The organism is Rhizobium sp. SJZ105 (genome assembly GCF_007828365.1).
Classification (GTDB): domain Bacteria; phylum Pseudomonadota; class Alphaproteobacteria; order Rhizobiales; family Rhizobiaceae; genus Agrobacterium; species Agrobacterium tumefaciens.
On record NZ_VIUP01000020.1, the window covers coordinates 1 to 26,067 of the forward strand.

The following is a 26,067-nucleotide window of genomic DNA, read 5'->3' on the forward strand; positions in this document are numbered from 1 at the left end:
TGCCGAGCTTGATATACAGCTCGACCGCGCGAATTCTGTCAGCATGGGAATACATGAACTACCTCCTGGTGGTCCAAGTTTTAGTCCGCATCCCCTATCCTATGCTACCGGGTCAGTTCTCAGTGGCAATCAACATTTTAGGCTTCCGTCGCCGTTTGCGGTGCTCCTAGATACCTTTGGCAGCAACAACGCACCGGCTTTGCCAATCAGTTCCATTTCGGCGATCACATGCATCGAGACGCCAGCCCGCGCTGACCGTTGCATTTGACGGGCGATTTGAAGAACGCTTACATCACCGCTGTTCAGCGTCCTGAAATGTAGCTCAAAAACCATGTCATGAGTTCGCTGGCGTTCCTGGCGCCGACCTTTCTCATTAGACGCGCCCTGTGCGCCTCAACCGTGCGCACCGAGATACCAATCTCGTGGGCGATCTCGTGATTCCTCTTGCCGCGTGCGACAAGGGTCATGATCTGCTGGCGGCGTTCGCTGAGCAGGCTTCGCTCGCCATCGACAGGTCGCGAAAGGGGTTGGAAGAAATACACGGCTTCAGCAAAGGGATCGTGAGGCGTTCTGCTTCGTCCGCTCACCGCACACCAGAAACGGCGGCCTGTCGCGCTTTTCATGATGCGCTCGTCATAATAGATTTTGCTGCCGGCCAGATGGGTGCCCCACATTTCGCCTATCCGTTTAAAATCCGACAATTGTGGGTAGAGCCTGGCGAAGCTCCGATCGATTATGTCTTCGCGGGTCCGCTCGAAAAGATCCGCAAATGCCTGATTGCAGTCGCGAATGATCCGGAAGGTCGCATAGGCCATCGGCGTGGGCATATCCGCAAGCGGGAAGTGGAGTTCGCCGCCAATCTGTGGAAGCGATGTCATAAGGCGCTGAGTATGCATGCAGTATTTATACTACTCCCCATTCCGCTGGCCAGCGATTTTAATCGGACCTGCGGGGCGTGTCCCGGCGTTTTGGAGGAGGAAATCAGTGAGCAAAGTGAGTTCGACGGCCAGCGAAGCGCTGGCCGGAATTTTGCGGGATGGGATGATGATTATGGCCGGGGGCTTCGGACTCTGTGGCATACCGGAAAGCCTGATCGAGGCCGTGCGACTATCGGGAGCAAGAGACCTGACATTCGTATCCAACAATGCCGGGGTTGATGGGATCGGTCTCGGCCGGCTGCTTGAGACGCGGCAAATTCGAAAGATGATTTCTTCCTATGTCGGAGAAAACAAGCTCTTTGCCCAGCAGTTCCTGTCGGGCGAACTCGAACTTGAATTCAATCCGCAGGGAACGCTAGCCGAGCGGGTGCGGGCGGGTGGCGCAGGCATTCCGGCGTTCTACACGAAAACAGGCGTCGGCACGCTGGTCGCCGAAGGCAAGCCTACGCAGGACTTCGATGGCGAGACTTATGTTCAGGAGCGTGGCCTGTTTGCCGATATCGCTCTCGTCCATGCTTACAAGGGCGATCCGGAAGGTAACCTCGTCTACCGGAAAACAGCGCGGAACTTCAATCCTGTCATGGCCACTGCAGCTAAGGTCACGATCGCTGAAGTCGAGCATCTGGTCGGGGCCGGCGAACTGGATGCCGACCATATCCACACACCGGGCATATACGTTTCAGCGGTCGTTCATGTCCCCAATCCGGTGAAACACATAGAGCAACGTACCGTGCGTAAGCGCGAAATGGAGGATGCGATCTGATGGCCTGGACACGCGAACAGATGGCCGCAAGGGCAGCGCAGGAACTGCGCGACGGCTTCTACGTCAATCTCGGGATCGGCATACCGACGCTGGTCGCCAATTTCATTCCGCAGGGGATGAAGGTCAACCTGCAGAGCGAGAACGGCATGCTGGGCATGGGACCCTTCCCATATGAGGGCGAGGAAGATGCCGACCTGATCAATGCCGGAAAGCAGACTATCACGCAGATCGGCTCCTCCAGTTTCTTCTCCAGCGCCGATAGTTTCGCTATGATCCGCGGTGGTCACATCGATCTGTCGATACTGGGCGCAATGCAGGTGGCATCGAACGGCGATCTCGCCAATTGGATGATCCCCGGCCATATGGTCAAGGGCATGGGTGGCGCGATGGACCTGGTAGCCGGCGTCAAGCGCGTGGTGGTGGTCATGGAACACGTCGCCAAGGGCCAGCCGAAACTCCTGAAAGAATGCACCCTCCCCCTGACCGGCAAGCGCGTTGCCGATCTGGTCATAACCGACCTTGGGACATTCGAGATCCAGAAGCGCGGCGATGTCCGCATGACGCTCACGGGGCTGGCGGACGGTGTAACCGTAGACGAGATCAGGGCGAAGACCGAAGCCGACTTCGACGTGATGCCGGATATGCGGCAGGCCTTGGCATCCTGATAACAGACAGTTTCATACAAGGGAGAAATTTATGGCACGCGAGGTCATCCTGGCTGCTGCAGTACGCACTGCAATTGGCGGCTACAATGGCACCTTGAAAGGTGTGACGGCTGCGGACTTGGGCGCAGCTGCAATAAGGGAAGCCCTATCAAGATCCGGCGCCGACCCGACACTGATCGGCTCGGTCATCATGGGTAACGTCATTCAGGCCGGGAACCGGATGAACCCGGCACGACAGGCCTCGATTGGCGGCGGCCTGCCGGTTTCGGTGCCTGCGCTGACGGTCAACAGGGTGTGTGGCTCCGGTGCGCAAGCGATTATCAACGCCGCGCAGGATGTTCAACTTGGTCATCACGACATGGCCATCGCGGGCGGCATGGAGAACATGGACCGGGCGCCCTATCTCGTCGACAACGGCCGCTGGGGCTATCGCATGGGCAACGCGACCATGGTCGACAGCATGCTGGGCGACGGTCTGAATGATGCATTCTCCGGCGAGCATTCCGGCTGGCATACCGAGGACCTCGTGGCTCGTTGCGAACTGACACGTGCCGATCAGGACAGATGGGCGGAGCGATCGCAGGAACGTTTCGCGACGGCACGCGAGGCAGGCCACTTTGCTGACGAGATCGTCGCAGTCACCGTAAAGGGCCGCAAGGGTGACGAGCTCTTCGACCGCGACGAGGGGCCTCGCCCGGAGACCTCGGCCGAAAGCCTTGCGAAGCTTCGTCCGGCGTTTCGCAAGGATGGCACGATTACGGCCGGCAACGCGCCCGGGTTGAACAGCGGCGCGTCTGCCATGCTGGTCGCCGACAGGCAATATGCCGAAGCAAACGGTATCCGTCCGATGGCGCGCCTTGTTGCCTACGGGATCGCAGCGCTTGAACCCGGCTATTTCGGCCTCGGCCCCGTACCGGCTGTCAGGCAGGCTCTTGCAAGGGCTGGATGGCAGCTTTCCGATGTCGATCGCTTCGAGATCAACGAAGCCTTCGCTGCTGTACCGCTGGCGGTAATGAAGGAAATGGGCCTGCCGGAAGACGTGGTGAATGTGGAGGGCGGTGCCATAGCCCACGGCCATGCCATAGGTGCCACCGGCGCGATCCTCACAACCCGGCTGCTCCATTCCATACGACGCGACGGTCTGAAGCGCGGGGTCGTCACCTTGTGCATCGGTGGAGGCCAGGGCATCGCGCTTGCCGTGGAAGCCATCTGAAAGCTGTTCGAATGGAAACGGGACCCGAGCGGGCCCCGTTTCGCATGTTTGGCTCCCAGTCTACCGAGCCTATTTCGGTATATGGTCCTACGACCAAGATCGACCATATTGGGCTCGGCTGATAGGTGGCCCCGCGCGGTCCGGCAGCTTGAACTCAGCATGCCGATCAGCCAGACCGACGAGGTCCGCTGACAGGTCGAACTGTGCTGCGCGAGGAGATCCACGAGCTCCCCTTCCCGCTGAATCCGCCCATTGATTGACATCATCGAGAAGCCGAGCCCCACACGCCGGCGCTTTTCAAAGCACGACCAGAGCGGACACTTTCTGCGCCTCCTCCAATGGCTAGGCCATTACCGCAACCAGGGTCTCGACTCCGAAACCGGGCGGCTGCGCTACTAAGACATGTCAGAAAGCGACGAACTAAGCCCTCCTGTTGGCTGGCTGCAATGCTGGAGCATAAGCCACCGAAATTGGTCGCTGTCCGCTGGCGAACAAGTTCGCTCGCATCGCTTGGCGGCCTATGATCTCCGGGGGTGTCTATGATAGGCCGGCCGATCCTTATCTATCCGCCACAGCATAGCCAAAGCAGTCCCGCCAGCGTTCGAGAACGAAAGGGCTTGGTAACCTTGCGAAGGAAGCAGCGCTTTTCCGCTCGGTGTTGAGTTTCAGCATGATTTAACCCGATTTGCCACTTCGCGTTACCCCACCAGATCCGGCGTAGTGAATTGTTCGACAACAAATCTATCCGGCAATGGATCGGCTCGCACGAAAACTGACAAATCAACATCGACGGACAAGCGCCATTGACATTACCTTCAAACTTGAGGATATATTCAGTCAATGCACTGTTGGCATGTGATGCGGTGCGTACAGGAGGAGGCACATGGTTAATCTAGTGAGATACGGCGCTGGTGCAGAACCGCGGATGGGAGTGTTCGGCGGACTTCATGTTATCGACTTCCAAGAAGCTGGCTTGGACTTTCCAGCCTGCAAACCAACGTCGATTCAGGGCGAGGCGGTTGGCGACACGCCAAAGAGCCAAGCGGGATCGGTGTCGCAACGTCTAAGAAACAGTTGTGACAATAAGCAGACGCATGTCCGTCTTGACCGCTCGATTACATCAATCCAGCCGTAATTCAATAAGCCGAACTACGAGCTTGAGTTAGCCATTCAGCTATCTCTCTCACAGCGCTCACGTGCGAAGCGAGCCTCGCTCGCAGCTATCTTTAGGAGGAAAGAATGTCTCATCTGCGTTCAAAACTTATCGGCAGTTGGCGGATGGTCGACTGGGCTCTCACCGACGGTGAGACGGTGGATCATTACGTGCCCCCTTTCGGCTATCCGCAGGATGGCGGTGGAATTCTGATCTACTCAGAGGGTGGCGCCATGAGCGCGATGCTTTCCCAGAAAAACCGGCAACCCTTCAAGGATAAATCGCTGGACGGCGGTACCGTTGAAGAAAGGGCCAGGGCGTTCGGCTCGATTACCTCTTACGCCGGAACTTTCGAAACGGATGATGCGACGTCCCAGGTCACACATGTGGTTGAATATGCAACCCTTCCTCATTTTGTAGGCCAGCGGATGATGCGCATCTGCATATTCGACGGCAACAGATTGAAGCTGGATACACCCACGATGATTATCGGCGGTGTATCGCGCAAGAGCTACATCGAGTGGGAACGCTTCAACTGAACAGCTACCTATCGGGAGATAGAATATGAGTGATGTGATCGACCTAAAAGCAGCCACCCCCGTCTCCAGCTCGGTGAAGCGGTATCGCCGCATCGTCACGGACGAGAACGATTCTGGAAAGTCTAACATCAGGACGGACGAAATTTGCCCAAACACGCAGGCAATCATGGGAATCGGCGAGTTCGCGACAACCGAGCTGTGGAAGACGTCAGCAACGCCTGTTGATCTCAAGTCGGAGGCCGACGACCCGAGTGCGGGACCGGTCGTGCTGTCGCCCGAAGGCACTGGAACGACGTTTCGGATCGTCGAGTTTCCGCCTGACGCTTACGTCGCGAGCAAAATGCCACAGCGGCGCCCTGAAGAGCTGATGCATCGCACGGCATCGATCGATTATGCCTACGTCATCGAGGGCGAAGTTGTGGCAGTTATGGATGAGGGCGAAACGGTGATGCGTGCCGGTGACATCATGATCCAGCGCGGTACCAATCACAATTGGTCGAACCGGTCGGACAAGCCGTGCCGCATCCTCTTCGTTCTGGTCGGAGCGCAGCTACCGAGCTGAGCCGCAAGCGCCGAGGGGAGAGCTCCACGGTTTCAGTTGCTAGAGGCAGATACATCTTACCGCGGCGGCAACGCCGCGGCGTGGAGGTCATGTAACTTTGAAAGGCAGGAGGATCATAAGATGGGAGGGAACGTGGAAAGCTACGATGTCGTGCAAATCGGCTTTGGCCCGGTTGGTCAGGTCAGTGCCGCAGCATTAGGACAGCGAGGGCACAAAGTTGGCGTGTTTGAACGGTTTGGCAGTCTTTACGCGCTTCCGCGCGCGGGGCACGTCGACCACGAAATCATGCGAGCGTTTCAGTCGATTGGCGCCGTCGAGAAGATGCTGGATGATGCGTTCCGCTGTTCGAAATACGGTTGGCGAAATCAACATGGCCACACGCTTCTCGATATAGATTGGAGTTATGACGGCATCTCCGGCTGGGCTTCAGACTATCTGATCTACCAACCTTACGTGGAGGATGCTCTCAACCAAGCCGTACGCCGACACCCAAGCGTCGATGTCCATCACGGATGGACGGCAGTCGGCATCGAGCCTGGCGACAAGTGGGTTGAAGTCGAGTTGGCACAGGGTGTCCTCGAAGGCACGACGTATCGGCTGACCGGCGAGCGTCGACGGGTTCGTGGGCGTTACCTTATCGGTGCCGATGGCGCGAACAGCATCGTTCGCTCGCTGTCTGATATCCCGATGGTTGATAAAGGCTTCAACGAGCAATGGCTCGTCACCGATTTCAGGCAGAAGATGCCCCTGCACTTCGAATTCGACAATGGTCAGATATGTGATCCCGCCCGTCCGATGTGCCTCTTCCAGCTCGGTCGCACTCACCGTCGCTTCGAGTTCATGGTCATGCCGGATGACGATGTTTCCGACATCACGTCGCGAGAGAGCGTCTGGAGGCTCGTCGCCCCCTGGATCACGCCTGAACAAGCTGAACTCATTCGGGCAACGGTCTATACGTTCCGGTCTGCGAACGCAGCCAGATGGAGGTCGGGGCGCAGTTTACTGATCGGTGATGCGGCGCACTTGATGCCACCGTTTCTAGGCCAGGGAATGTGTTCGGGCGTAAGAGATGCCGTCGAGTTGGCCTGGAAGCTGGATCTGGTCTTGACTGGCAAGGTGAGCGATCAGCTTCTCGACACGCACATGATCGAGCGTAAACCACACGTAGATGCGATCACCGATCAGGCTGTCGCGCTTGGAAAAGTATCTTGCACGATCGACCCCGCCGCGGCAGCGCTGCGCGATCAGGCCTTCCTCAGCGGCAACGTGCCACCGCCGCCGCCATTCCCCATTCTTGAGGAGGGCATCCTTGACGATGGGCAAGGCCCCGCGAATGCTCGGGTACGCGGACGACTGGGTCCCCAAGGCGTTATCAAAGTCGGGGACCGTGAGAGCCTGGCTGACAACGTGATCGGACCCGGCTGGCAACTCATCTCCCGTGATGACGTTACGGCGACTGCACAAACAAGGACGAAGACAATTCTAAACGAACTCGATGTGAAACTGCTGAACCTAGACAGCAAACGCTTGCTCGACACGAACGGCACCTACAAGGCGTATCTCGAAGAGATCGGAGCGCGCGCCATCTTGGTACGGCCGGACTTCTACGTATACGGTGCAGTTGAGGCGGATGAGACGCTTGATCGACTTATCGGTGAGCTGTCGGTAAAGCTTGGTCTTCGCGAACTCGCGTTGCAGGAGTAAGGTATTGTTGCAGACTGTATGGACGTTAGAAGACGATCCCGATCGTCCTCAAGCAGAGGCCACCGCGCAAGACGAAGATTTCGTCGCGGAGCAAGCAAGTCATCGACGATCCATGCCCGTGCAACGCTTGCTCGGCGGTGGCATGCGCTTCGATGATGCCCAAGACCTGCATCGCATGAATGCTGAGGGGGTATCCTGGCAGCGAGCCGCAGAATTCCTTGGTCAACGCAACCTTGCAGCCGGTAACGCCTCTCCACATGCCGCGGCACAACGTTCGTGGTACCGCTACGCCTCGGCTTGCTTCCGGTTCGGCCAAGCTGCGTTGCCCACCGATGATGACGAGAAGCGGCGGCTTCACGGGCTCATGGTGGAGAGCTTCGGCCTTGCCGCACGGCTTGAAGAACCAGTCGTCGAGAAGCACGAGATCGACTGGAACGGCGGTAAACTTTGCGGATGGCTCATGCGACCAGTCGCCGAAGGACCGGTCCCCATTGTCATGGTGCTAGGGGGCTTCGATGGTTGGCGAGAGGATTACGTTCTTGGCGCGGATCAATTGGTCCGTCACGGCATCGCTGCGTTTCTCGTGGACGGGCCTGGCCAAGGCGAGACAAGACTGCGGCACCGCCTATATCTCGATGACAGCTTTGTGGATGCGTTTGGTACGGTTGCAAAGTCTATTGCAGCAGACCGAAGGTTCACAACGCTCGGCGTATGGGGCAATAGTCTCGGAGGCACGTTGGCTGCTTGGGTCGCAGCGTTTACTCCGCAAGTTCGCGCAGTTTGCGTAAACGGCGGCACGATCCGTCCTGCAGAACTTCCTGAACGTTACCCACGGTTCTGGTCAAAGGCCGAAGCGCTTGTAGGCTCTGCGGAGAGGGGCATCGCACAGGAAATCCTCAATGGGCTAGATCTTTCTCCCGTTGCCGCCCGGATCAAAATTCCTTTCCTTCAGCTGCACGGAACTCCGGACAAGGTCTTCCTGCTTGAGAATGCCCAAGAGATATACGACCGTGTCAGTAGCTCCGACAAAAAGCTGCTCATTTGGGCAGATGGCGATCACTGCATTTACAACCACACAGAGCAGAAGAACCTTTATGTTGCGGGTTGGTTTGCAGACCGTCTCACCTAGACCTGAAGGTTCGCTCGGCGAGGTCTTCAAACTCAGCCGGTAATGGGAGCCGGCTCAGCTCCACCGCGGAATCGTTGGGAACGCCAAGTAACTGTAGGAGAGATCCGACGATATCTTCGGCCCAACCGGCAGGTTTCTCGCCCAGCAACAGGTCGCGCATCCCAGTGGTGAGCACGACCAGGATAATCCGGACCGCGACGTCGATGTTCACCGGCTTGAACCGTCCGGCCTCTTGACCCCGTTTGATGTGATCGGCCGCTCCTGCGCCAAAAATCTCACCGAGCTCAGGAAGGTCCGATGTCGCGTGAACCACAAACCAGCCCCAAACCGGATCGCGAACGGCCTTCGTGAAAAATGTCTTCTGAATATATGCAATACCCAGTGCGGCATCTTCAACAGACTCGAAAATGCTCATGCTTACGTTGTAAAGATCGTCGGCATGGCTGCGGAAGATGATTTCGGCTAATTCTGATTTCGTTTTGAAATGGTTGTAGAACGAGCCCGTCCCTACATCGGCCGCCTCGGTGATGTCGGCAATCGTGGTCGCGTCAACCCCTTTTGCCGCCATCGTTCTTTCCGCGGCTTCGATAAGCTTGGCACGCGTGCTCTCTCTGATGCGCTCGGTGCGCGAGAGCTTAGCGCGCGCACCAGCGTTCACGACTTTAGACTGGTCAGAATTCAAGGGAAGCTTCGGTTCGGTCGGCGTCATCCCTATGATGTATGCCGTCATGATCGCAGATTCAACCATGAATCCACCATCAACTATTCCATCATCATGAAAATTAAGTTGCCGGCAATACACTCTGGCTCCCTCACCAATCATTTCGATGAAGCACGTAGCCATCTGACAGGACTCAGAGCATCTGATGTGAAGATGAGGATACGGAAGGTGCTCGCGCCAGAATAGACGAGGGTAGCGACACGCTCCCTCGTCGCTTGAAAAGCGGAGTTGCAACGCTCTTTCATTCAATGATCCGTATTCACGATCATTATATCGCCCTAGCGACATGTCATTTTCCAACAGGCATACTAAACTGAAGCCATACACGGTCGCCTTTCGCCCTGTATTCCGTATCGAATTCATGTTGCCATTTCAGAGCTATGCCGCCGCCGCCGATGGCGTAGCTAATCTGGGGCCCTATAGCGAACCCTTGCTGCCGAAAGCCGTCCCCAACAACGACACCCGCGATCTTGTCATCGGTAACCTGCTTTACCGCGTAGCCCTGAATCCCGATTCCCAAATTCGGAAGGGCATCGAACGCCCGATAGTTTGCGGCCCAATCCAAAAACAAGACCGTTCCTGATTGGTAATCTGTTTCAGGGTTTTTGGTGTGAAATTCGGCGCCAAAGGATGCCGAAAGCTCGAGCTTACTGGTAGGAAACCAAGTTATGTTTACATCTGGGGCAAAACTATAGAAATTATTCGAAACATTTGTCTTCGTCGGAACAAATACGTTGACGCCACCATAAATGAAGAAGTTCTTCTGAGGGTTGCTCCAGCCAAGATACAAAGGCTCAAGCGTAATATCCCCCAATGCGAAATCATTTGAATGGCTGAGATCCGATCGGACATCTACGCCAATTAACGGCAAAACAACCCCAGAACTTAACGTAAAGGGGCCAAATGTCTCGTCCCAAGTGTGGAATACGCGCGTGGCGTTTACGACGGCACGGGAGTTGAATCCTGGCACCAGACTATTTCCCGACCCATCCGAATATTCCGAAGAGTCATAGTAAACAGAATAATTTTGGACCCAGGTCTCTCCAGGAGCGGGGATGATCCCATTCGCTATGGTGTAAACGCCGATCGGATATGCGGTCGTTCCGTTCTCGGTCGCTATCGCAGGCGATCTAGTTGTGAGAAGCACCGACAGAGTAAGAATCAGTACAGCGGGTTTAGAAATGTTCAAGTTGTCCTCCCTCACTTGAAATGTTCACGCGTCGGCATCGGCGCGTTTTTGCATGAGCTTTGCTCTCGCAGGTCGATCGCAATCTGCTGCCTATGCTTAGAAGCCGCTGATGCGACCGCCGTGTAGAAGGTCCGCTTCCTCCTGCGGACCCAGGCGGTCTGGAACAGCGTTCGTTGTTGACAGCCAATTGATTTGACGGTCCAGCCGAACGCTTGATCCAGGTTTGTTCTGAAGGCGATTAAAGAGTATGATTTGCGCGACGGTTTGCTCTATGGCTTCCCCGAAGCCAGCAGAAAACCAGGCGCATTAACTCTCTGCTCAACAATCAGCCGTGCGACGCATTTAAGCATCGACGGCCGCTTCGGTGACTCGACTGGACCACCTTCCGACTTCTTCAGCGAGGTCGCGTTCTTCGATCTTGGTGTTTGATTGAAGATAGGCGTGCGATGCGCTCAAATCGCGGTTCAGCTTCTCGAGGTCGACACCGACGAGTTTGCCGTGACGCTTCCGGATTTTGCCGTCAACGAGAACCGTATCGACGTTCGATACTTGCCCCTGCAGTACGAGGCTGGCAATTGGGTCGGTAATAGGCGCGAGATTCGGTTGATTTGCATCGATCAGCACAATGTCTGCTCGTTTACCTGGCACAAGACTACCCACGAGGTGGTCAATGCCGAGTGCGCGGGCTCCGTTGATCGTCGCCATCTTGAAAACGTCACGAACAGAGACTTTCTGATGTAAGACGGCTTGGAAACCGGCCGCGGCAGGCGCATTGATCTGGTGGCGCGCGAAGTTGAGCGTAAGGCGCATATTAGCGAACATGTCGGCGGACATGCAACTAACCGTGTCGGTTCCGAGCGATATCGGCGTGCCGGCGGCAATTGCCTCGATGAAGTTTACCGGCTTGGTGATACCCATGTAGATTTCCGAGTCGGGTGAGCTGGCGAAATGAGCTCCGACTTCGTTCATCATCACGAAGTCATTGAAGGTAAACTCGTTGCAATGCGAAAGAATCGCCAGATCATTTACCAGATTCTTTGCGTAAAGCTTGTAGATGCCCCGTGAAATCGGTGCTGCGCCATTGCCGCAATGCGTGTGTGCAGTCCACTTGGCGTTCATGTCCAGCGCCGAGCGGACCTCCATCTCAGTATATTCGTAGGGAAGCAGTTGCTGTTCGGTTATGGCAACGCCCATTCGCAGCAAATTGTCGTCGGAAGCGAAGTAACGCCGTTTGACCCGGTATGCGTCGGCGATGCGGTCTTCATGCCTTTTAAATGCATCGCTTTCCCAAACTGGACAATAGCCATAAGCCCATACGCCTCGAATGCCAGCTTCAAGCGTTGCTTCGATCACCGCGTCGGCATGATCAGGGGTAATGATGCAATGCGAGTGGTCGAGCACCGAGGTCGATCCGCTGTTCAAAAGCTCCAGTGCACACGCTAGGTTGCCTATGCGAACATCCTCTGGCCGGTAGGAAGCGATAAAATTCTGGCGGATCGTCTCAAAGTACCCAAGCAAGGTCATATCGCCGCAGATGCCACGCAGGGCTGCCTGCCATAGATGCTTATGGGCATCCACGAAGCCAGGGATGGCGATGAAGCTCTCCCCGTCTATGACTTCACTTCCTTCGGGTTTTACGATTTCAGGCGCGATTTCAATGATCTTGCCGTCTCGTACCAAGATAGAACCGCATCTTAGATCGCCGATTTTCTCGTCGTTGGATATGATCCACGCGTTCTTTATCAGAATAATAGCGCTCATTTACCTCTCCCAAAAAAAGCACAACTGATTTTCTCCTCATTTGTGAGGATATATTCAATTCGCTCTCGTTTGCAAGCTGCTTTGCGAGATCCGGATCTTGCTCTCGTCGAAACAGTGGAATAAGTTGACGACATCCTCAAATATGAGGGCATATTCATTGGGAGGGATATTGATGAGCAATCTACTAATTTCAGGCGGCCTGGTTTTGTGTCAGGACGCAGAGCGCCGCGAACTGCGCGCCGACGTCCTGATCGAGGATGGGGTGATTACGCATATTGCCGACGTGGGAGCAATTTATCCCTTAAAGGCAGGCGAGACTATCGATGCGTCCAATTGCGCCGTCCTTCCTGGCTTCGTTGATACACACCGCCATACCTGGCAGACAGCGTTGCGTGGTATGGCGGCCGGAGACTCGTTGCTAGGCTATCAGCACAAAATCCAAGGCCGCTTCGGTGCCAAGTTCACGCCCGAGGACGTCTATGCGGGTAATTTGCTCGGCGCCTTTGCGGCTGGTCAGGGAGGAATAACCACCCTATGCGATGAATCGCACGTCCAGAACAGTCCAGCTCACAGTGATGCGGCGATCGCAGGTTTGGTGGATTCTAAAATCCGCGCCGTCTTCGATTACGGTTGGCCGTCGGTCGATGCTGAAAGCTGGTTGCGCAACAGCCGACGTGAACATCCAGATTACATTCGCGACATCCTGAAGGACAGTCGCTGGAACTCAAACCCTCTGCTGAGCTTCCAAATGATGCTGCGCGGCCCGCTTATGACGCCGATTGACGTCACAGCGCAAGATATTGCCTTTGCGCGCGAGATCGGCCTCCGATCTGTCATGCACATTATAAAGGGCAACATCCAGACCTTGGCGGACGCAGGCCTGCTCGGAACGGATCTTACCTTCGTTCATTGCTGCGACAGTTCCGACGAAGAGCTTAGACTGGTCGCACAGTCTGGCGGTAGTATCTCAAGTTCGCCCAACCTCGAACTGAACATGGTTGGCTTGGGAGCGCCGCCGATCCGTCGCTTTGTCGCGGCTGGTATAGAACCGAGCCTCAGCATCGATGTCGAAACATCTGTTGCCGGTGACATGTTCTCGACCATGCGAGCGGCACTGCTCTCGCAAACCGCAGAAGAGCTGTATCTGGGTGCAAGCGAGCAGCGGCATCTCACACCGCGCGACATTATCCGGTTCGCTACGATTAACGGCGCTCGTTCTTGTGGATTGGGAGATGTCACGGGCAGCGTGGAAATCGGGAAGCGCGCTGACCTCATCATGGTTCGGCTCGACGACCTTAACGTTGGGCCTGTGGACGATGCGTATGCTCCCGACGTTATTGTTGCATCTGCGCACCCTGGAAATGTTGACACAGTTATAGTCGATGGCAACATCGTCCGCCGGAACGGACAGCCTACCGACCCGGCGCTTGCGGCCCGCAGTATCGAGCTTGCAACAGCTTCTCGCACTCGGCTGCTCGCAACGGCCTCTTCATAAGCCTCGGAAGCAAATGATGCTGCCAGACCTGACCGCGCTCCGATGGCGAGCAACCAGTCCGCGATTTAAGAAGATGCGTTCTCAACACGTTCTTGCGGGGCCCGTTTTGGTTTACGATTATGGCTCTGCCTCATGTTGCAAACATCCGAGTCAATTATTATGCGGGTTGTGCGATCCAAATGCCTTTTGAGCGCAGCACAGGCAGTTTCTGAATCACGGGAGAGGCATGCATCTGCTATTTCCTTGTGTTCCGACACAAGGTCCCGCTTTTTCGAATCCAGCGGCACGGATAATCGTCTGTAACGCTCTGATTGGTTGAAAAGCAGGTTTCTGATCCGGAGCAACCAAGGGCTATCGCAGGCCGCCACCAGGGCTTCATGAAATCGCTTATGTGCCTCCGCCCATTCCTCACTGAGACGGGCGGGGTCACCCGGATCCTGAATCGGCAAGCGCGAAAGTTCAAACTGTGCGGCTACGATATTGGCCTCCCATTTGATGTCTCCGTGTTGAATGGCGTTATCGAGACACAGCGTCTCGATCAAATTTCGGACGTTTGTAATGTCTTTGATCTCAGCCTCAGTTATCGGGGCAACAGTGAAACCCTTGCGAGGCTCCGCCTCCACAAGGCCTTCTGCGGTGAGCCGCGCTAGCGCCTCTCGCACCGCTCCAAGACTGAAACCGAAGCTTCCACAGAGATCTGCTATTACGAGCTTCTGGCCGGGGGGCAGTCGGCTAGCAAGGATTTCGTTTCGAATGCGGTTGAAGGCTTCCTCGGTCAGGCTTCCACTCGGCGGCCGGGACATGTGGTTCTTTCTCTATTTTTGGATCGTTGATGGCGACTCTACTTCAAAGACTTTGCGCCTGCTAGAAGCGATTCATAATCGTCATATAATGTATTATTCCGTATTTGATATATTATCATTGACGTATGGCGGAGGCAGCGCTATCGTCTTTGCAACAAGAGGAGATGATGATGAGGCTTTCTTCGTATTCCCGTCGCGGGAAGAATGGACTGGCACTGCTGATTGATGGGACCTGGCGAGGACTTGAAGAAGGGCAACCCGCATTTCCGGGCGCGCTTCAAACCTTAATCGAAGCTGGGGGAGATTCCTTGGCGCGTGCTGAGAATGTCCTGAAAGCCGCACCAACTTTAGATTTCGAATCAGTTCGCAAGCTGCCCCCGCTTTCTCGTCCTGAGAAAATCGTCTGTGTCGGCCTGAACTACACGGACCATTCATCGGAGAGCGGATTCAAGCAGCCAGACTATCCCACAATTTTTGGACGCTTCAATTCAAGTCTGATCGCTGATGGCGATCCGATTCTACGGCCATCATTTTCGGAGCAGCTGGACTACGAGGGCGAGTTGGTTGCTGTTATCGGGAAGACTGCTCGTGATGTGAGCGAAACTGATGCGCTTGGCTTCGTCGCCGGATATTCCATCTTTAATGACGCATCAATTCGTGACTATCAATTCAAAGCGCCGCAGTGGACGCCGGGCAAGAACTTCGACGATACGGGCGCTTTCGGTCCCATCTTCGTAACTGCGGATGAACTGCCTCCTGGATGCCAAGGTTTGAAGTTGCAGACTCGCCTCAATGGGGAGGTGGTACAGAATGCGTCGATTTCCGACATGGTATTTTCCGTTGCGAAACTCGTAGCCCTTCTCTCTGAGTTCATGACCCTTAAGCCCGGCGATCTGGTCGTAACGGGAACACCATCCGGCGTTGGTTTGGCACGCAAACCACCTCTATGGATGCAGCATGGCGATACGGTAGAGGTTGAAGTGGAGGGTATCGGGATCCTGTCGAACCCGGTGCGCGACAGGCAGTCCCTGGAGGCGGTCAAAGTCGCTTAGAACATCCAGGTGTTTGGAGGAGGAACCAAGCATGACAGCAATTTCCGGTAGGGTCCAGATCGTGAAACGCCCCGGCGAACTCGGTGTGCATTCCATGGACACATTCAACATGATCGTGCCCAGCTTGCGGGTCGCCGAGGATTTCTACAAGGCATTCGGCCTAGATGTCCGGGAAGAGGGCAACACACTGGGCCTTTATACCGAGGGTAGCACCCACCGCTGGGCGAGGGTGGAAGAAAAAAGTTGAATTACCTGTCGTTCGGGGTCTTCGAGGAGGACTTCGAACCGATGAAGCGGCGTGTCGAAGCTCAAGGAGTACGCTTGATAGATGCGCCCCGCGGGTTCGACTCAAACGGCATTTGGTTTTACGACCACAATGGTGTGCTAATAGAACTCAAAGTGGCAGAAAAGACGTCCCCGGACGAGAAGTCATTGTTCGACATCGCCTCCTGTGCTCCGGGCACAGCAGGGGCGCCGCAACGGTCAAAGGCGCTGAAAGTTCGACCAACCAGACTTGCTCATGTTCTGGTGTTTACGACTGACGTGCCTAAAGCCATCGATTTCTACAGTCGAGTCCTCGGCTTGAGACTGTCCGATCGTTCGGGTGACGGTATTTGCTTCATGCATGGCATACATGGGTCGGATCACCATCTGGTTGCTTTCGCGAAATCCACTGCGCCGGGCTTGCATCATTGCAGCTGGGACGTCGGCTCTATTAACGAGATTGGTAAAGGCGCTATGCAGATGGCGGAGAAGGGTTTCGAGAAAGGCTGGGGCCTTGGTAGGCACGTGCTGGGATCGAACTACTTCCATTATGTACGCGATCCCTGGGGCAGCTATTCGGAATATTCCGCCGACATCGACTATATTCCGGCTACTTGCGATTGGGGGGCTGGGGATTATCCGCCGGAAGACTCCTTGTACCTCTGGGGCCCCGAATTGCCTAAGGACTTCGTGACCAATTACGAGGCTAACGACTGACAAACAGATTTTGGATACCATAAGCCTCCCTCTTGTCAGTCCTCAGGCGGTATCGGCACCTCTTCTTAAAGGCCAGGTCGTGAGAGGAAGGCGATCGGCATCGCGCCTTCCAATCGCGCCGCGAACAGATGCCGATACTCGACCCGCCTCGGTCGCCAACGGTTTACGAGCTCAACGAGTCGTCAGGAACTGAATGTAAATGCCTATCGAGAAAGTTCTCTGCGCCAACCGATCCGAAATCGCCATCCGCGTGTTTCGCGCGGCCAATGAGCTTGGCATCAAGACGGTAGCGATCTGGGCGGAGGAGGATAAGCTTTCGCTGCATCGCTTCAAGGCGGACGAGAGCTATCAGGTGGGTCGTGGACCACATCTGGAACGGGATCTGGGTCCGATCGAGAGCTACCTGTCGATCGAGGAAGTGATCCGCGTCGCCAAGCTGTCCGGCGCTGACGCCATCCATCCGGGTTACGGCCTTCTGTCGGAAAGCCCCGAATTCGTCGATGCCTGTGATGCGGCAGGCATCACCTTCATTGGTCCGCGCCCGGACACGATGCGCCAGCTTGGCAACAAGGTGGCCGCGCGTAATCTCGCGATTTCCGTCGGCGTACCGGTGGTCGCTGCCACCGAGCCGCTACCGGATGATATTGCCGAGGTCGAGCGCATGGCCGAAAAAATCGGCTATCCGGTGATGCTGAAAGCCTCCTGGGGTGGCGGTGGTCGCGGCATGCGTGCCATCCGCAAAAAGGAAGACCTTGCCCGCGAAGTGACCGAGGCCAAGCGTGAAGCCAAGGCGGCCTTCGGCAAGGACGAAGTCTATCTCGAAAAGCTGGTGGAGCGTGCCCGCCACGTGGAAAGCCAGATCCTTGGCGACACGCATGGCAATGTCGTTCACCTCTTCGAGCGCGACTGCTCCATCCAGAGGCGTAACCAGAAGGTGGTCGAGCGCGCGCCTGCACCCTATCTCTCCGAAGCGCAGCGTCAGGAGCTCGCCAACTACTCGCTGAAGATCGCGGCGGCGACCAACTATATTGGCGCCGGCACGGTCGAATATCTGATGGATGCTGACACGGGAAAATTCTACTTCATCGAGGTCAACCCGCGCATCCAGGTGGAGCACACGGTGACCGAAGTCGTCACCGGCATCGATATCGTCAAGGCGCAGATCCACATTCTTGAAGGTGCGACTATCGGCACGCCGGAATCCGGCGTTCCTGAACAGAAGGATATCCGTCTGAACGGCCATGCGCTCCAGTGCCGTATCACCACAGAAGATCCGGAGCACAACTTCATTCCCGACTACGGCCGCATCACTGCCTATCGTTCGGCCTCGGGCTTTGGCATTCGTCTAGATGGAGGTACGTCCTATAGCGGCGCCGTCATCACCCGCTATTACGATCCGCTGCTCGTCAAGGTCACCGCCTGGGCGCCGAAGCCGGATGAGGCGATCAGCCGTATGGACCGCGCGTTGCGAGAATTCCGTATTCGTGGTGTTGCGACCAACCTTACCTTCCTAGAGGCCATCATCGGCCACGAAAGTTTCCTCAACAACACCTATACGACGCGTTTCATCGATTCGACGCCGGAGCTCTTTGCCCAGGTGAAGCGACAGGACCGCGCCACCAAACTTCTGACCTACCTTGCCGATGTGACCGTCAATGGCCATCCGGGAACCAAGGGACGCGCCACGCCGTCCGACAAGGCCGTCAAGCCTGTCGTTCCCTATATCGATGCACCGACGCCGGATGGTACCAAGCAGTTGCTGGACACGCTCGGGCCGAAGGGTTTTGCCGAGTGGATGCGCAACGAAAAGCGCGTTCTCGTCACCGATACCACTATGCGCGACGGCCATCAGTCGCTTCTGGCAACGCGCGTACGCACCCATGACATCGCCCGCGTTGCAAGCGTCTATGCAAAGGCACTGCCGCAACTTCTCTCGCTCGAATGTTGGGGTGGCGCGACGTTCGACGTCTCCATGCGCTTTCTCACCGAAGATCCGTGGGAACGTCTGTCGCTGATCCGCGAGGGTGCGCCAAACCTGCTCTTGCAGATGCTGCTGCGTGGCGCCAATGGCGTCGGCTACAAGAACTATCCCGACAATGTCGTCAAATATTTCGTCCGTCAGGCGGCGAAGGGTGGCGTGGATCTGTTCCGCGTCTTCGACTGCCTGAACTGGGTCGAAAACATGCGGGTGTCGATGGATGCGATCGCCGAAGAGAACAAGCTCTGCGAAGCGACGATCTGCTACACAGGCGATCTTCTGAATTCGGCGTGTCCGAAATACGACCTCAAATATTACACCAACCTCGCGGCTGAACTGGAAAAGGCCGGGGCTCACATCATCGCCGTCAAGGACATGGCGGGCCTGTTAAAGCCGGCCGCCGCCAAGGTTCTGTTCAAGGCGTTGCGTGAGGCCACCAGCCTGCCGATCCATTTCCACACGCATGACACATCCGGCATTGCCGCCGCCACCGTCTTGGCCGCCGTCGATGCGGGTGTCGATGCCGTCGATGCGGCGATGGATGCCTTCTCCGGCACCACCTCTCAACCCTGCCTTGGCTCGATCGTCGAGGCGCTGGCCGGTTCGGAGCGTGATACCGGTCTCGATGCCGAGTGGATCCGCCGCATTTCCTTCTATTGGGAAGCCGTGCGCAACCAGTATGTTGCCTTCGAAAGCGATCTCAAGGGACCGGCTTCGGAAGTCTATCTGCATGAAATGCCAGGCGGGCAGTTCACCAACCTCAAGGAACAGGCGCGCTCGCTCGGTCTCGAAAGCCGCTGGCATGAGGTGGCGCAGGCCTATGCGGATGCCAACAAGATGTTCGGCGATATCGTCAAGGTCACGCCATCCTCCAAGGTCGTCGGCGACATGGCGCTGATGATGGTGTCCCAGGACCTCACCGTCGCAGACGTGGAAAACACGGCAAAGGATATCTCCTTTCCGGAATCGGTCGTGTCCATGCTGAAGGGCGATCTCGGCCAGCCGCCGGGCGGGTGGCCGCAGGGCATCCAAAAAAAGGCGCTGAAGGGTGACAAACCCTACACCGCGGTGCCGGGCTCGCTGCTGCCGCCTGCCGATCTCGATGCGGAACGCAAGGTCATCGAGACCAAGCTGGAACGGACGGTCACCGACTTCGAATTTGCGTCTTACCTGATGTATCCGAAAGTGTTCATTGATTTCGCCATGGCCTCAGAAACCTATGGTCCGGTCTCGGTCCTGCCCACGCATGCCTATTTCTACGGGCTGGACGACGGCGAGGAAATGCTGGCCGATGTCGAGCGGGGCAAGACGCTGGTGATCGTCAACCAGGCGGCCAGCGCTCCCCATTTGCAAGGGCTGGTCACCGTCTTCTTCGAGCTCAACGGACAGCCGCGGCGCATCAAGGTGCCGGACCGGGCGCATGGCGCCTCGGGCTCCGCAGTTCGCCGCAAGGCGGAAGCCGGCAACGCCTCGCAGCTCGGAGCGCCGATGCCGGGCGTCATCTCCCGCGTCTTCGTCTCCCCGGGCCAGGCGATCAAGGCCGGCGACGCGCTGCTCTCCATCGAGGCGATGAAGATGGAAACCGCCCTGCATGCCGAGAAAGACGGCACGATCGCCGAGATACTGGTGAAGGCCGGCGACCAGATCGACGCCAAGGACCTGTTGATGGTCTACGGATGGTAGAGGTGGACCCGGTAAACCACGCGAGCTCGGCGACTCGCGGGATCTAATCGAGGAGCCCAATCACAGGCGCTCGACTATTGGCCTGAACCGTTCACAAACAATCGGCCAATCGGGGGCGCAATTGTGGGTGCGACCAGCAGGCCGTCCAACTGCTTGTGGAACCTGATCCACGAGCCCTGCGTCCATTCGGTCGACACATTTCGCCATCAAAGCCCGGGATCAAACGACTAAATGAGTAGACCTTCCAAGCACATTGCGATGCCCATGCCGCCGCCGATGCAAAGGGTTGCCAGGCCTTTGCGAACTTGGCGTCGTTTCACTGAGATACCGGTTCCACTGGTCTACGCCACACATCGGATCATTCGTGATTGCAACGAGGAGTTTCTCCAGCTTTTCGCTTACTCCAGAGGTGAGCTGATCGACCGAAGTTTCGCGGTGTTGTATCCGAAGAACGCCGACTTTGTGCGCACAGGCCGAATGTGGAAAGATAACCTGTGAGGAGGACATGCATACTATGATGAGCGGATCATGGTCGCGGGTGACGGTCGGCGCTTTTGGTGCCGGGTCAACGGACGAGCGTGGTCGACCAGCGACCCGTTTGCGCAGACCCTATACTGTTCCAGTTGATCCCACGACCTGTCACCAAAGAGCGACTGCATCTGACAGATCGCCAGCGCCAGATCGTTACCCTCGTATCTCAAGGTAAAACGAACTCAGCCATTGCATCGGAACTGGGCTTGTCGCCAAGAACAGTAGAGTCACACAGGGCACGTTTGATGCACGCCACCGGGACAAGAAACGCGGCAGAGCTGATCGCACGCTTCAGTAGACCCTAACGAGTGAGAGATCGAGGTTTAAGCTGAAGCCATGCGCTGAACAGCGAATTGGTTTTGACGACATTACCAGCAAAACATGAACGAGCGCGCGATCGGTTGGCAACTCCGGCGTCGATTCACACACCGTTACCCGGGTCGTCGATCACCGGCTCAGGAAAGGACAATCCATGAAACTGAAGCCAATCGAGAATCAGAACTGGCCCCAATCACTGGAAGCGCTCAAACGCGGGTTCGCGGGTCAATTGAATGTCTATCGCACCATGGCACACCATCCAGCGCTTCTGGGCGCATGGGCCCCGCTTCGAGATCACGTTGTGGTTCGCTCGACATTGGGCAGCCAGTTCAGCGAAATCGTCATCCTGCGCGCCGGGATGCGGCTAGGCTCGTCCTACGAATGGGCCCATCATGTCAGCCGCGCACGGGCTTGCGGGGTTTCAGACGAGCGCATTGCTTCGATCGCCGGTCCTCTCGAAACGATGGAACCTGCCGACGAAGTGCTCGCATCCGCCGTCGATGATCTTTTTGCCCGGCATGCGCTCTCGCCAACTTCGCAGGAACGGCTCGTCAATCTTGTCGGTGTGACCGGCATGCTCGATTTGATGGCGACTGTCGGCTTCTACACAACGCTTGGGTTTATCCTGAAGAGCTTCGATGTTCCACTCGATTCGGAAATTGCTGCCGAAATGCAGCGAGATCCGCTTGATCTGCCTGGATAACGGCGCAACGCCTCCTTGAGCGGTAAATGCAAAAGAAGAGGTGAAGAATTCCACCTCTTCGTCAGGGCACGGCATTGGAGTTGATGCCCGCGTCAGACCGTAGCTTCGAAGCCCTTTCGCTTAGCCGTCCCGACGGAATGGGACATCGTCAACCTCAAAAGCAAGGCCATCAACAAAATACCGGCAGCGGCGAGGTACATGCCCGACGCAAAGCTTCCGGTCGCATTCTTCAAGTAGCCGGTCAGGGTGGGGCTGAGAAAACTCCCAAAAAGCCCGACACAAGTTACAAGCCCAATTCCGGCAGGACGTTCGTCCGGCGAGAGGACATTGGTTGGGATCGTCCAGAAGACCACGAGCGATGCAAACAGGCCAACCAGCGCCAGCGCGATCCCGGTAAAAGTCAGTGCAGCCGAAGCGGTGCCTATGGCGCATAGGATCCAACCAGCGGCCGATACGACAGCAGCGATAAAAAGGTGGTTCAAACGCTCGCCGCGCCGATCGGAGCTCTTCCCCCAAACGACCATGGTAACGGCAGCAAGAAGATTGGGAATCGCTATCGCCCACGAAATCTGGCTAGGCGTCAAGCCAAACGGGCTCAGCAGAAGCGGGAACCACGGCTGCGCCCCGAGCGCCAGATTGAGAAGGAAGTAGGCAATGGCGAGCACCCAGACGCGTGAATTGCCGAATGAAAGTGCAAGGCTCCGGAGTGCAGCGACACGGTGAGGCGTTGCCCGGCTTTCGGTAAGTCCCGCGACTTGTGCCTTCTCAGCTTCGGACAACCAAGCGGCCTTCATGGGGTGGTCATCAAGATAACTGAGTGCGATGAGCCCCAAGATAACGGCGGGTACACCTTCCACAATGAAGATCCACTGCCAACCGGCCAGACCGAGAACGCCATCAAGCTTCAGGATCAGCCCCGAAACCAGCGCAGTGATGAAACCTGCCACCGGTACCATGAAGAGAAGCCAGGAGTTGAAGGAGCCTAGGCGTCGCGGCGATACCCAATAGCTGGCATAGAGCATGACCCCGGGAATGAAGCCCGCCTCGGCCACCCCAAGGAGAAATCGGAAGGTCAGGAACGACGTCACGCCGGAGGCAAACGCCATCAGTGCCGCCACGATGCCCCAGGTGATCATGATGCGGGCGATCCAGTAACGTGCGCCGACACGGGCGAGCACAAGATTGCTCGGAACTTCAAAGAGAAGATAGCCTATAAAAAAGATACCTGCACCTAGACCAAACGCTGCTGCGTCTATGCCCAACGCCGGATTCATGGTTGGCGCCGCAAAGCTGATGTTGATGCGGTCCATAAAAGCGACCAGCATTGCCGGCATCAGAAGCAGGAGCAGCCGTCGGGCCACTTTTTGCTCAACAGGCGTTATTTCTGAACGATATGACATATTCCCTCCTCCACATTGACGAGCGCTCCTCCGCGCAAAACCGTTTTATCTCAACTGATGAGACAAATCAACATTCGCTGGCGATTATGTCTTGCCAATAAGCGTTTATATCTCATATAAAGATACTCAATTACATTCTTCGGGAGGAGGAAGTCGATGTCGGGACAGTACGACGTTGTGATTTTGGGATACGGCCCCGTTGGGGCAACGCTCGCCAATCTGTTGGGTCCCTCGGGGCTGTCGATCTGCGTGATCGAACGGGATCTCGTCCAGTTCGCCTTGCCTAGAGCCGGCCACTTCGACGACGAAGTCATGCGTATATGGCAATCGGCGGGCCTGAGTGGCGAGATTTCCGCAACCGTCCGCGTTAATCCCGGGATGCGATTCGTGAATGCCGAAGGCACCCTTCTCGTCGATTGGCCGCGTCCGTCTGGAGAGGGGCCACAGGCCTGGAACACGAGCTACCGTTTCCATCAGCCGTTCATCGAAAACATCCTCAGAGAGGGAGTGAAGCGATATGGAAGGATCGACGTTCGTCTCGGTACTGAAGTGACCAAAGTCGAGCAGGGCCGGGATTTCGTCAGCCTTGAGACAATTGATACATCCGGTCGAGACTCCACGATCAAGGCATCCTATGTCGTGGGTTGCGATGGCGGTCGCTCCACGGTACGGAGGGCAATGGGGGTCGGGTCTTCTGATCTGGGTTCCCATGACAAGTGGCTGGTTGTCGATCTGCTTCTCAAGGGCGCGCGCGACGATCTCGGTGACTTTACCGTTCAGCATTGTGATCCGGAAAGACCCACCACCTACATCCGGATGGTCGAAAACCGCCGCCGCTGGGAATTCATGCTCATGCCTGATGATAATCCCGAGGAAATCGCAAAGCCAGAGACAGTCTGGAAATTGCTTGCGCCGTGGATCGGCAACCAAGAGGCCGATATCGAACGCACGGCCGTCTACACGTTCCACGCGGTCATTGCTGAGAGCTGGCGCAGCGGCCGCTTGCTGCTGGCCGGCGATGCGGCGCATCAGACCCCGCCCTTTCTCGGGCAAGGTATGTGTGCCGGCATCCGCGATGCCGCCAATCTTGCCTGGAAGATGGTCTCGGTCATTCGCGATGGCGTCCCTCCCGATCTGCTGGACAGCTACCAACAAGAACGGGAACCTCATGTCAGGCACTACATTGAGCTTGCAATTCGACTGGGCGGAGTTCTTCAGAACACCGACCCCTCCAAGGCGCGCGAGCGCGACGAAGTCCTCGCGATCAAGCCGGAACGGCTTGTCTCCGCTCGTCCAGCGCTCGGGAAGAGCTGTCTTAACCAAGGCGGCCAACTCGCCGGAACCTTGACGGATCAGCTCCGCCTGGCCGATGGCAGTCGCCTTGACGATCGAGTCGGCTACGCGTTTGCCATTCTGGCGACATCGAGTTTCGCGGCAGAGCTCGGCTCAATCCGTGTGGATTTCCCGCCCGATACCGTCGTCGTGGCGCTCGACGGTCCTGGTGAACACTATTTGGAGAAGCTGGGCGCGCAAGCCGTTGTGGTTCGCCCGGACCGCTACATTCTCGCAACGGTGAATACCGTGGCGGAACTGACATCTTTACAGGCCTTGCAGCGCCTCTGCCAGCATGATCGGGCTGCAGCATGACAGACACGGTCTTCAAGAGCCGCGACAGCCTCGCTCCCACGCCGGCGGCGGTCGTCACCGAAGACGACCGCAAAGCGCTGGCTGCGGCCCGCCGCGCGCTTCCTATGCAGCGGCTGGTCGGCAACGGTATGGATTACAGCGACGCCGCAGCCCTGCATTGCATGGCTGAACAGGGCATTGCCTGGATCCCGGCGGCGACCTTCCTGGGAGAGGCCAATCTGGAGCGCGCCGAAGAAGCGCTTGCATGCAACAACTTGCGAACCGCCGCCGACTATCTTCGGCTGGCATCCGCATGCTTTCGCTTTGGCCAATCGACGATCTATTTCGACGACCAGGAAAAGTGCCGGCTTTACGCCCGCGCTCTTGAGGCGTTCACACGGGCTGCGGCACTGGACGTGCCGGTAACTGAGAAGCTTGAGGTCATGGTTGGTGACGCCACTTTGAGCGGCTGGCTGATGCGTCCGGCACATTCGGGGACAGGCGCTGTCGTATTAATTTTCGGCGGTGCAGACGGTTGGCGCGAGGAGTACCATTCGGGCGCACGCTATCTTCTTGATCGTGGTATCGGCGCGTTTCTTGTTGATGGCCTTGGACAGGGCGAAACACGTATCCTCAGACACCATTATCTTACGGTAGGTCCCGAAAAGTTCTACTCGGCAGTTGCTGACCATTTACTCGATAATGGATACGCAGAACGCGTTGGCGTCTGGGGGAACAGTCTCGGTGGCAATTTCGCCGCACGAACGGCAATCGCGAATAGTCGTATTCGCGCATGCTGCGTCAACGGTGGCGCGTCATCGCCGACGGAGGTGCTGGAGAATTTTCCGAAATTCATCGATCGTATCTGCGCGATGATGGGACACCGCGATCAGGCGGCGGCCCGCGACTTGATGGCCGGTCTTGACCTGGGTGAGACGGCGTCGAATCTGCGCTGTTCTCTACTCGTCGTCCATGGAGGCCAGGATCCGATCTTCAGCGTCGCCAACGCACTGTCGATTCACGACACAGCCGCGGCGTCCGACAAGACGGCACTCGTATGGGAGGACGGCGATCACTGTATCTACAACCATTCTCACGACAAGCACAGCCGCATCGCCGACTGGTTCGCGAGACAGTTGGGCATTTGAAAACCTATATAG

At 56.8% G+C, this 26,067-nt stretch carries 22 protein-coding genes and 1 pseudogene; 17 read left to right on the forward strand and 6 right to left on the reverse strand.

The annotated features are described in order from the left end of the window. Positions 1–302: 302 nt before the first annotated feature. Positions 303–815, reverse strand: a complete 513-nt coding sequence (locus tag FB593_RS25830; RefSeq protein ID WP_145167323.1) for a LuxR C-terminal-related transcriptional regulator — start codon at positions 813–815, stop codon at positions 303–305. A gap of 169 nt (positions 816–984) precedes the next feature. Here FB593_RS25830 and FB593_RS25835 point away from each other — a divergent pair, with 169 nt between their 5' ends. The 8 genes and pseudogenes from FB593_RS25835 to FB593_RS25870 all read left to right on the forward strand — a co-directional run bounded on the left by FB593_RS25835 (position 985) and on the right by FB593_RS25870 (position 8,666). Beyond that, positions 985–1,701, forward strand: coding sequence for a CoA transferase subunit A (locus FB593_RS25835; RefSeq protein ID WP_145167324.1), 717 nt, complete (start codon positions 985–987; stop codon positions 1,699–1,701). Then, a complete protein-coding gene (locus FB593_RS25840; protein ID WP_145167325.1) occupies positions 1,701–2,366 on the forward strand; it encodes a 3-oxoacid CoA-transferase subunit B in 666 nt (221 codons plus the stop codon). The genes FB593_RS25835 and FB593_RS25840 overlap by 1 nt, the downstream gene beginning before the upstream one ends. A gap of 31 nt (positions 2,367–2,397) precedes the next feature. Further along, the gene (locus FB593_RS25845) at positions 2,398–3,579 is read left to right on the forward strand and encodes a thiolase family protein (RefSeq protein ID WP_145167326.1); all 1,182 of its coding nucleotides are present in this window, start codon (positions 2,398–2,400) and stop codon (positions 3,577–3,579) included. A gap of 380 nt (positions 3,580–3,959) precedes the next feature. Continuing rightward, positions 3,960–4,159: pseudogene (locus FB593_RS27980) on the forward strand (IS110 family transposase); the annotation flags it as partial. Positions 4,160–4,818: 659 nt separating this feature from the next. Then, entirely contained in the window at positions 4,819–5,271 is a 453-nt protein-coding gene (locus tag FB593_RS25855) for a lipocalin-like domain-containing protein (protein WP_145167327.1), read from the forward strand. Positions 5,272–5,296: 25 nt separating this feature from the next. Further along, a complete protein-coding gene (locus FB593_RS25860) occupies positions 5,297–5,833 on the forward strand; it encodes a cupin domain-containing protein (protein WP_145167328.1) in 537 nt (178 codons plus the stop codon). Positions 5,834–5,953: 120 nt separating this feature from the next. Continuing rightward, on the forward strand, positions 5,954–7,537 hold the full coding sequence (locus FB593_RS25865) for a bifunctional 3-(3-hydroxy-phenyl)propionate/3-hydroxycinnamic acid hydroxylase (RefSeq protein ID WP_145167329.1): 1,584 nt from the start codon (positions 5,954–5,956) through the stop codon (positions 7,535–7,537). 4 nt (positions 7,538–7,541) lie between these two features. Continuing rightward, a complete protein-coding gene (locus tag FB593_RS25870; protein ID WP_145167330.1) occupies positions 7,542–8,666 on the forward strand; it encodes an alpha/beta hydrolase family protein in 1,125 nt (374 codons plus the stop codon). Here FB593_RS25870 and FB593_RS25875 read toward each other — a convergent pair. The 3 genes from FB593_RS25875 to FB593_RS25885 form a co-directional block, all read right to left on the reverse strand. Further along, positions 8,659–9,414, reverse strand: coding sequence for a TetR/AcrR family transcriptional regulator (locus tag FB593_RS25875; protein ID WP_210246047.1), 756 nt, complete (start codon positions 9,412–9,414; stop codon positions 8,659–8,661). The two genes, FB593_RS25870 and FB593_RS25875, sit on opposite strands and share 8 nt — an antisense overlap. 262 nt (positions 9,415–9,676) lie before the next feature. Further along, on the reverse strand, positions 9,677–10,576 hold the full coding sequence (locus FB593_RS25880) for a transporter (RefSeq protein ID WP_186447989.1): 900 nt from the start codon (positions 10,574–10,576) through the stop codon (positions 9,677–9,679). Positions 10,577–10,918: 342 nt separating this feature from the next. After that, on the reverse strand, positions 10,919–12,337 hold the full coding sequence (locus FB593_RS25885; protein ID WP_145167333.1) for an amidohydrolase family protein: 1,419 nt from the start codon (positions 12,335–12,337) through the stop codon (positions 10,919–10,921). A gap of 172 nt (positions 12,338–12,509) precedes the next feature. On the opposite strand from FB593_RS25885, the gene FB593_RS25890 reads away from it, so the two are divergent. After that, on the forward strand, positions 12,510–13,832 hold the full coding sequence (locus tag FB593_RS25890; RefSeq protein ID WP_186447990.1) for an amidohydrolase family protein: 1,323 nt from the start codon (positions 12,510–12,512) through the stop codon (positions 13,830–13,832). Positions 13,833–13,897: 65 nt separating this feature from the next. On the opposite strand, the gene FB593_RS25895 is transcribed toward FB593_RS25890, so the two are convergent. Then, positions 13,898–14,635, reverse strand: coding sequence for a GntR family transcriptional regulator (locus FB593_RS25895; RefSeq protein WP_145167335.1), 738 nt, complete (start codon positions 14,633–14,635; stop codon positions 13,898–13,900). A gap of 170 nt (positions 14,636–14,805) precedes the next feature. Here FB593_RS25895 and FB593_RS25900 point away from each other — a divergent pair, with 170 nt between their 5' ends. The 6 genes from FB593_RS25900 to FB593_RS25925 all read left to right on the forward strand — a co-directional run bounded on the left by FB593_RS25900 (position 14,806) and on the right by FB593_RS25925 (position 21,881). Beyond that, entirely contained in the window at positions 14,806–15,687 is an 882-nt protein-coding gene (locus FB593_RS25900; protein ID WP_145167336.1) for a fumarylacetoacetate hydrolase family protein, read from the forward strand. A 31-nt stretch (positions 15,688–15,718) separates the two neighbouring features. Beyond that, complete coding sequence (locus FB593_RS27745) at positions 15,719–15,934, forward strand: hypothetical protein (protein WP_210246048.1); 216 nt, start codon at positions 15,719–15,721, stop codon at positions 15,932–15,934. Beyond that, positions 15,931–16,668 (forward strand): VOC family protein, encoded by a 738-nt coding sequence (locus tag FB593_RS25905; protein ID WP_210246049.1) that lies wholly within the window; start codon positions 15,931–15,933, stop codon positions 16,666–16,668. Before FB593_RS27745 ends, FB593_RS25905 begins: the two co-directional genes overlap by 4 nt. A gap of 199 nt (positions 16,669–16,867) precedes the next feature. Further along, positions 16,868–20,329, forward strand: a complete 3,462-nt coding sequence (gene pyc / locus FB593_RS25910; RefSeq protein WP_145167337.1) for a pyruvate carboxylase — start codon at positions 16,868–16,870, stop codon at positions 20,327–20,329. 578 nt (positions 20,330–20,907) lie between these two features. Next, positions 20,908–21,165, forward strand: coding sequence for a helix-turn-helix transcriptional regulator (locus FB593_RS27985; protein ID WP_321186335.1), 258 nt, complete (start codon positions 20,908–20,910; stop codon positions 21,163–21,165). Between the two features lie 167 nt (positions 21,166–21,332). Then, positions 21,333–21,881 carry a carboxymuconolactone decarboxylase family protein gene (locus FB593_RS25925; protein ID WP_145167338.1) on the forward strand — a complete coding sequence of 183 codons (549 nt, stop codon included), beginning with the start codon at positions 21,333–21,335 and terminating at the stop codon, positions 21,879–21,881. 92 nt (positions 21,882–21,973) lie between these two features. Here the strand turns inward: FB593_RS25925 and FB593_RS25930 are convergent, their stop codons facing one another. Continuing rightward, positions 21,974–23,281 (reverse strand): MFS transporter, encoded by a 1,308-nt coding sequence (locus FB593_RS25930; RefSeq protein ID WP_145167339.1) that lies wholly within the window; start codon positions 23,279–23,281, stop codon positions 21,974–21,976. 156 nt (positions 23,282–23,437) lie between these two features. On the opposite strand from FB593_RS25930, the gene FB593_RS25935 reads away from it, so the two are divergent. Both FB593_RS25935 and FB593_RS25940 read left to right on the forward strand, forming a co-directional pair. Continuing rightward, the gene (locus FB593_RS25935; protein ID WP_145167340.1) at positions 23,438–24,928 is read left to right on the forward strand and encodes a bifunctional 3-(3-hydroxy-phenyl)propionate/3-hydroxycinnamic acid hydroxylase; all 1,491 of its coding nucleotides are present in this window, start codon (positions 23,438–23,440) and stop codon (positions 24,926–24,928) included. Continuing rightward, positions 24,925–26,055: an alpha/beta hydrolase family protein gene (locus FB593_RS25940; protein WP_145167342.1), complete on the forward strand. Its 1,131-nt coding sequence runs from the start codon at positions 24,925–24,927 to the stop codon at positions 26,053–26,055. The genes FB593_RS25935 and FB593_RS25940 overlap by 4 nt, the downstream gene beginning before the upstream one ends. Positions 26,056–26,067 lie beyond the last annotated feature (12 nt).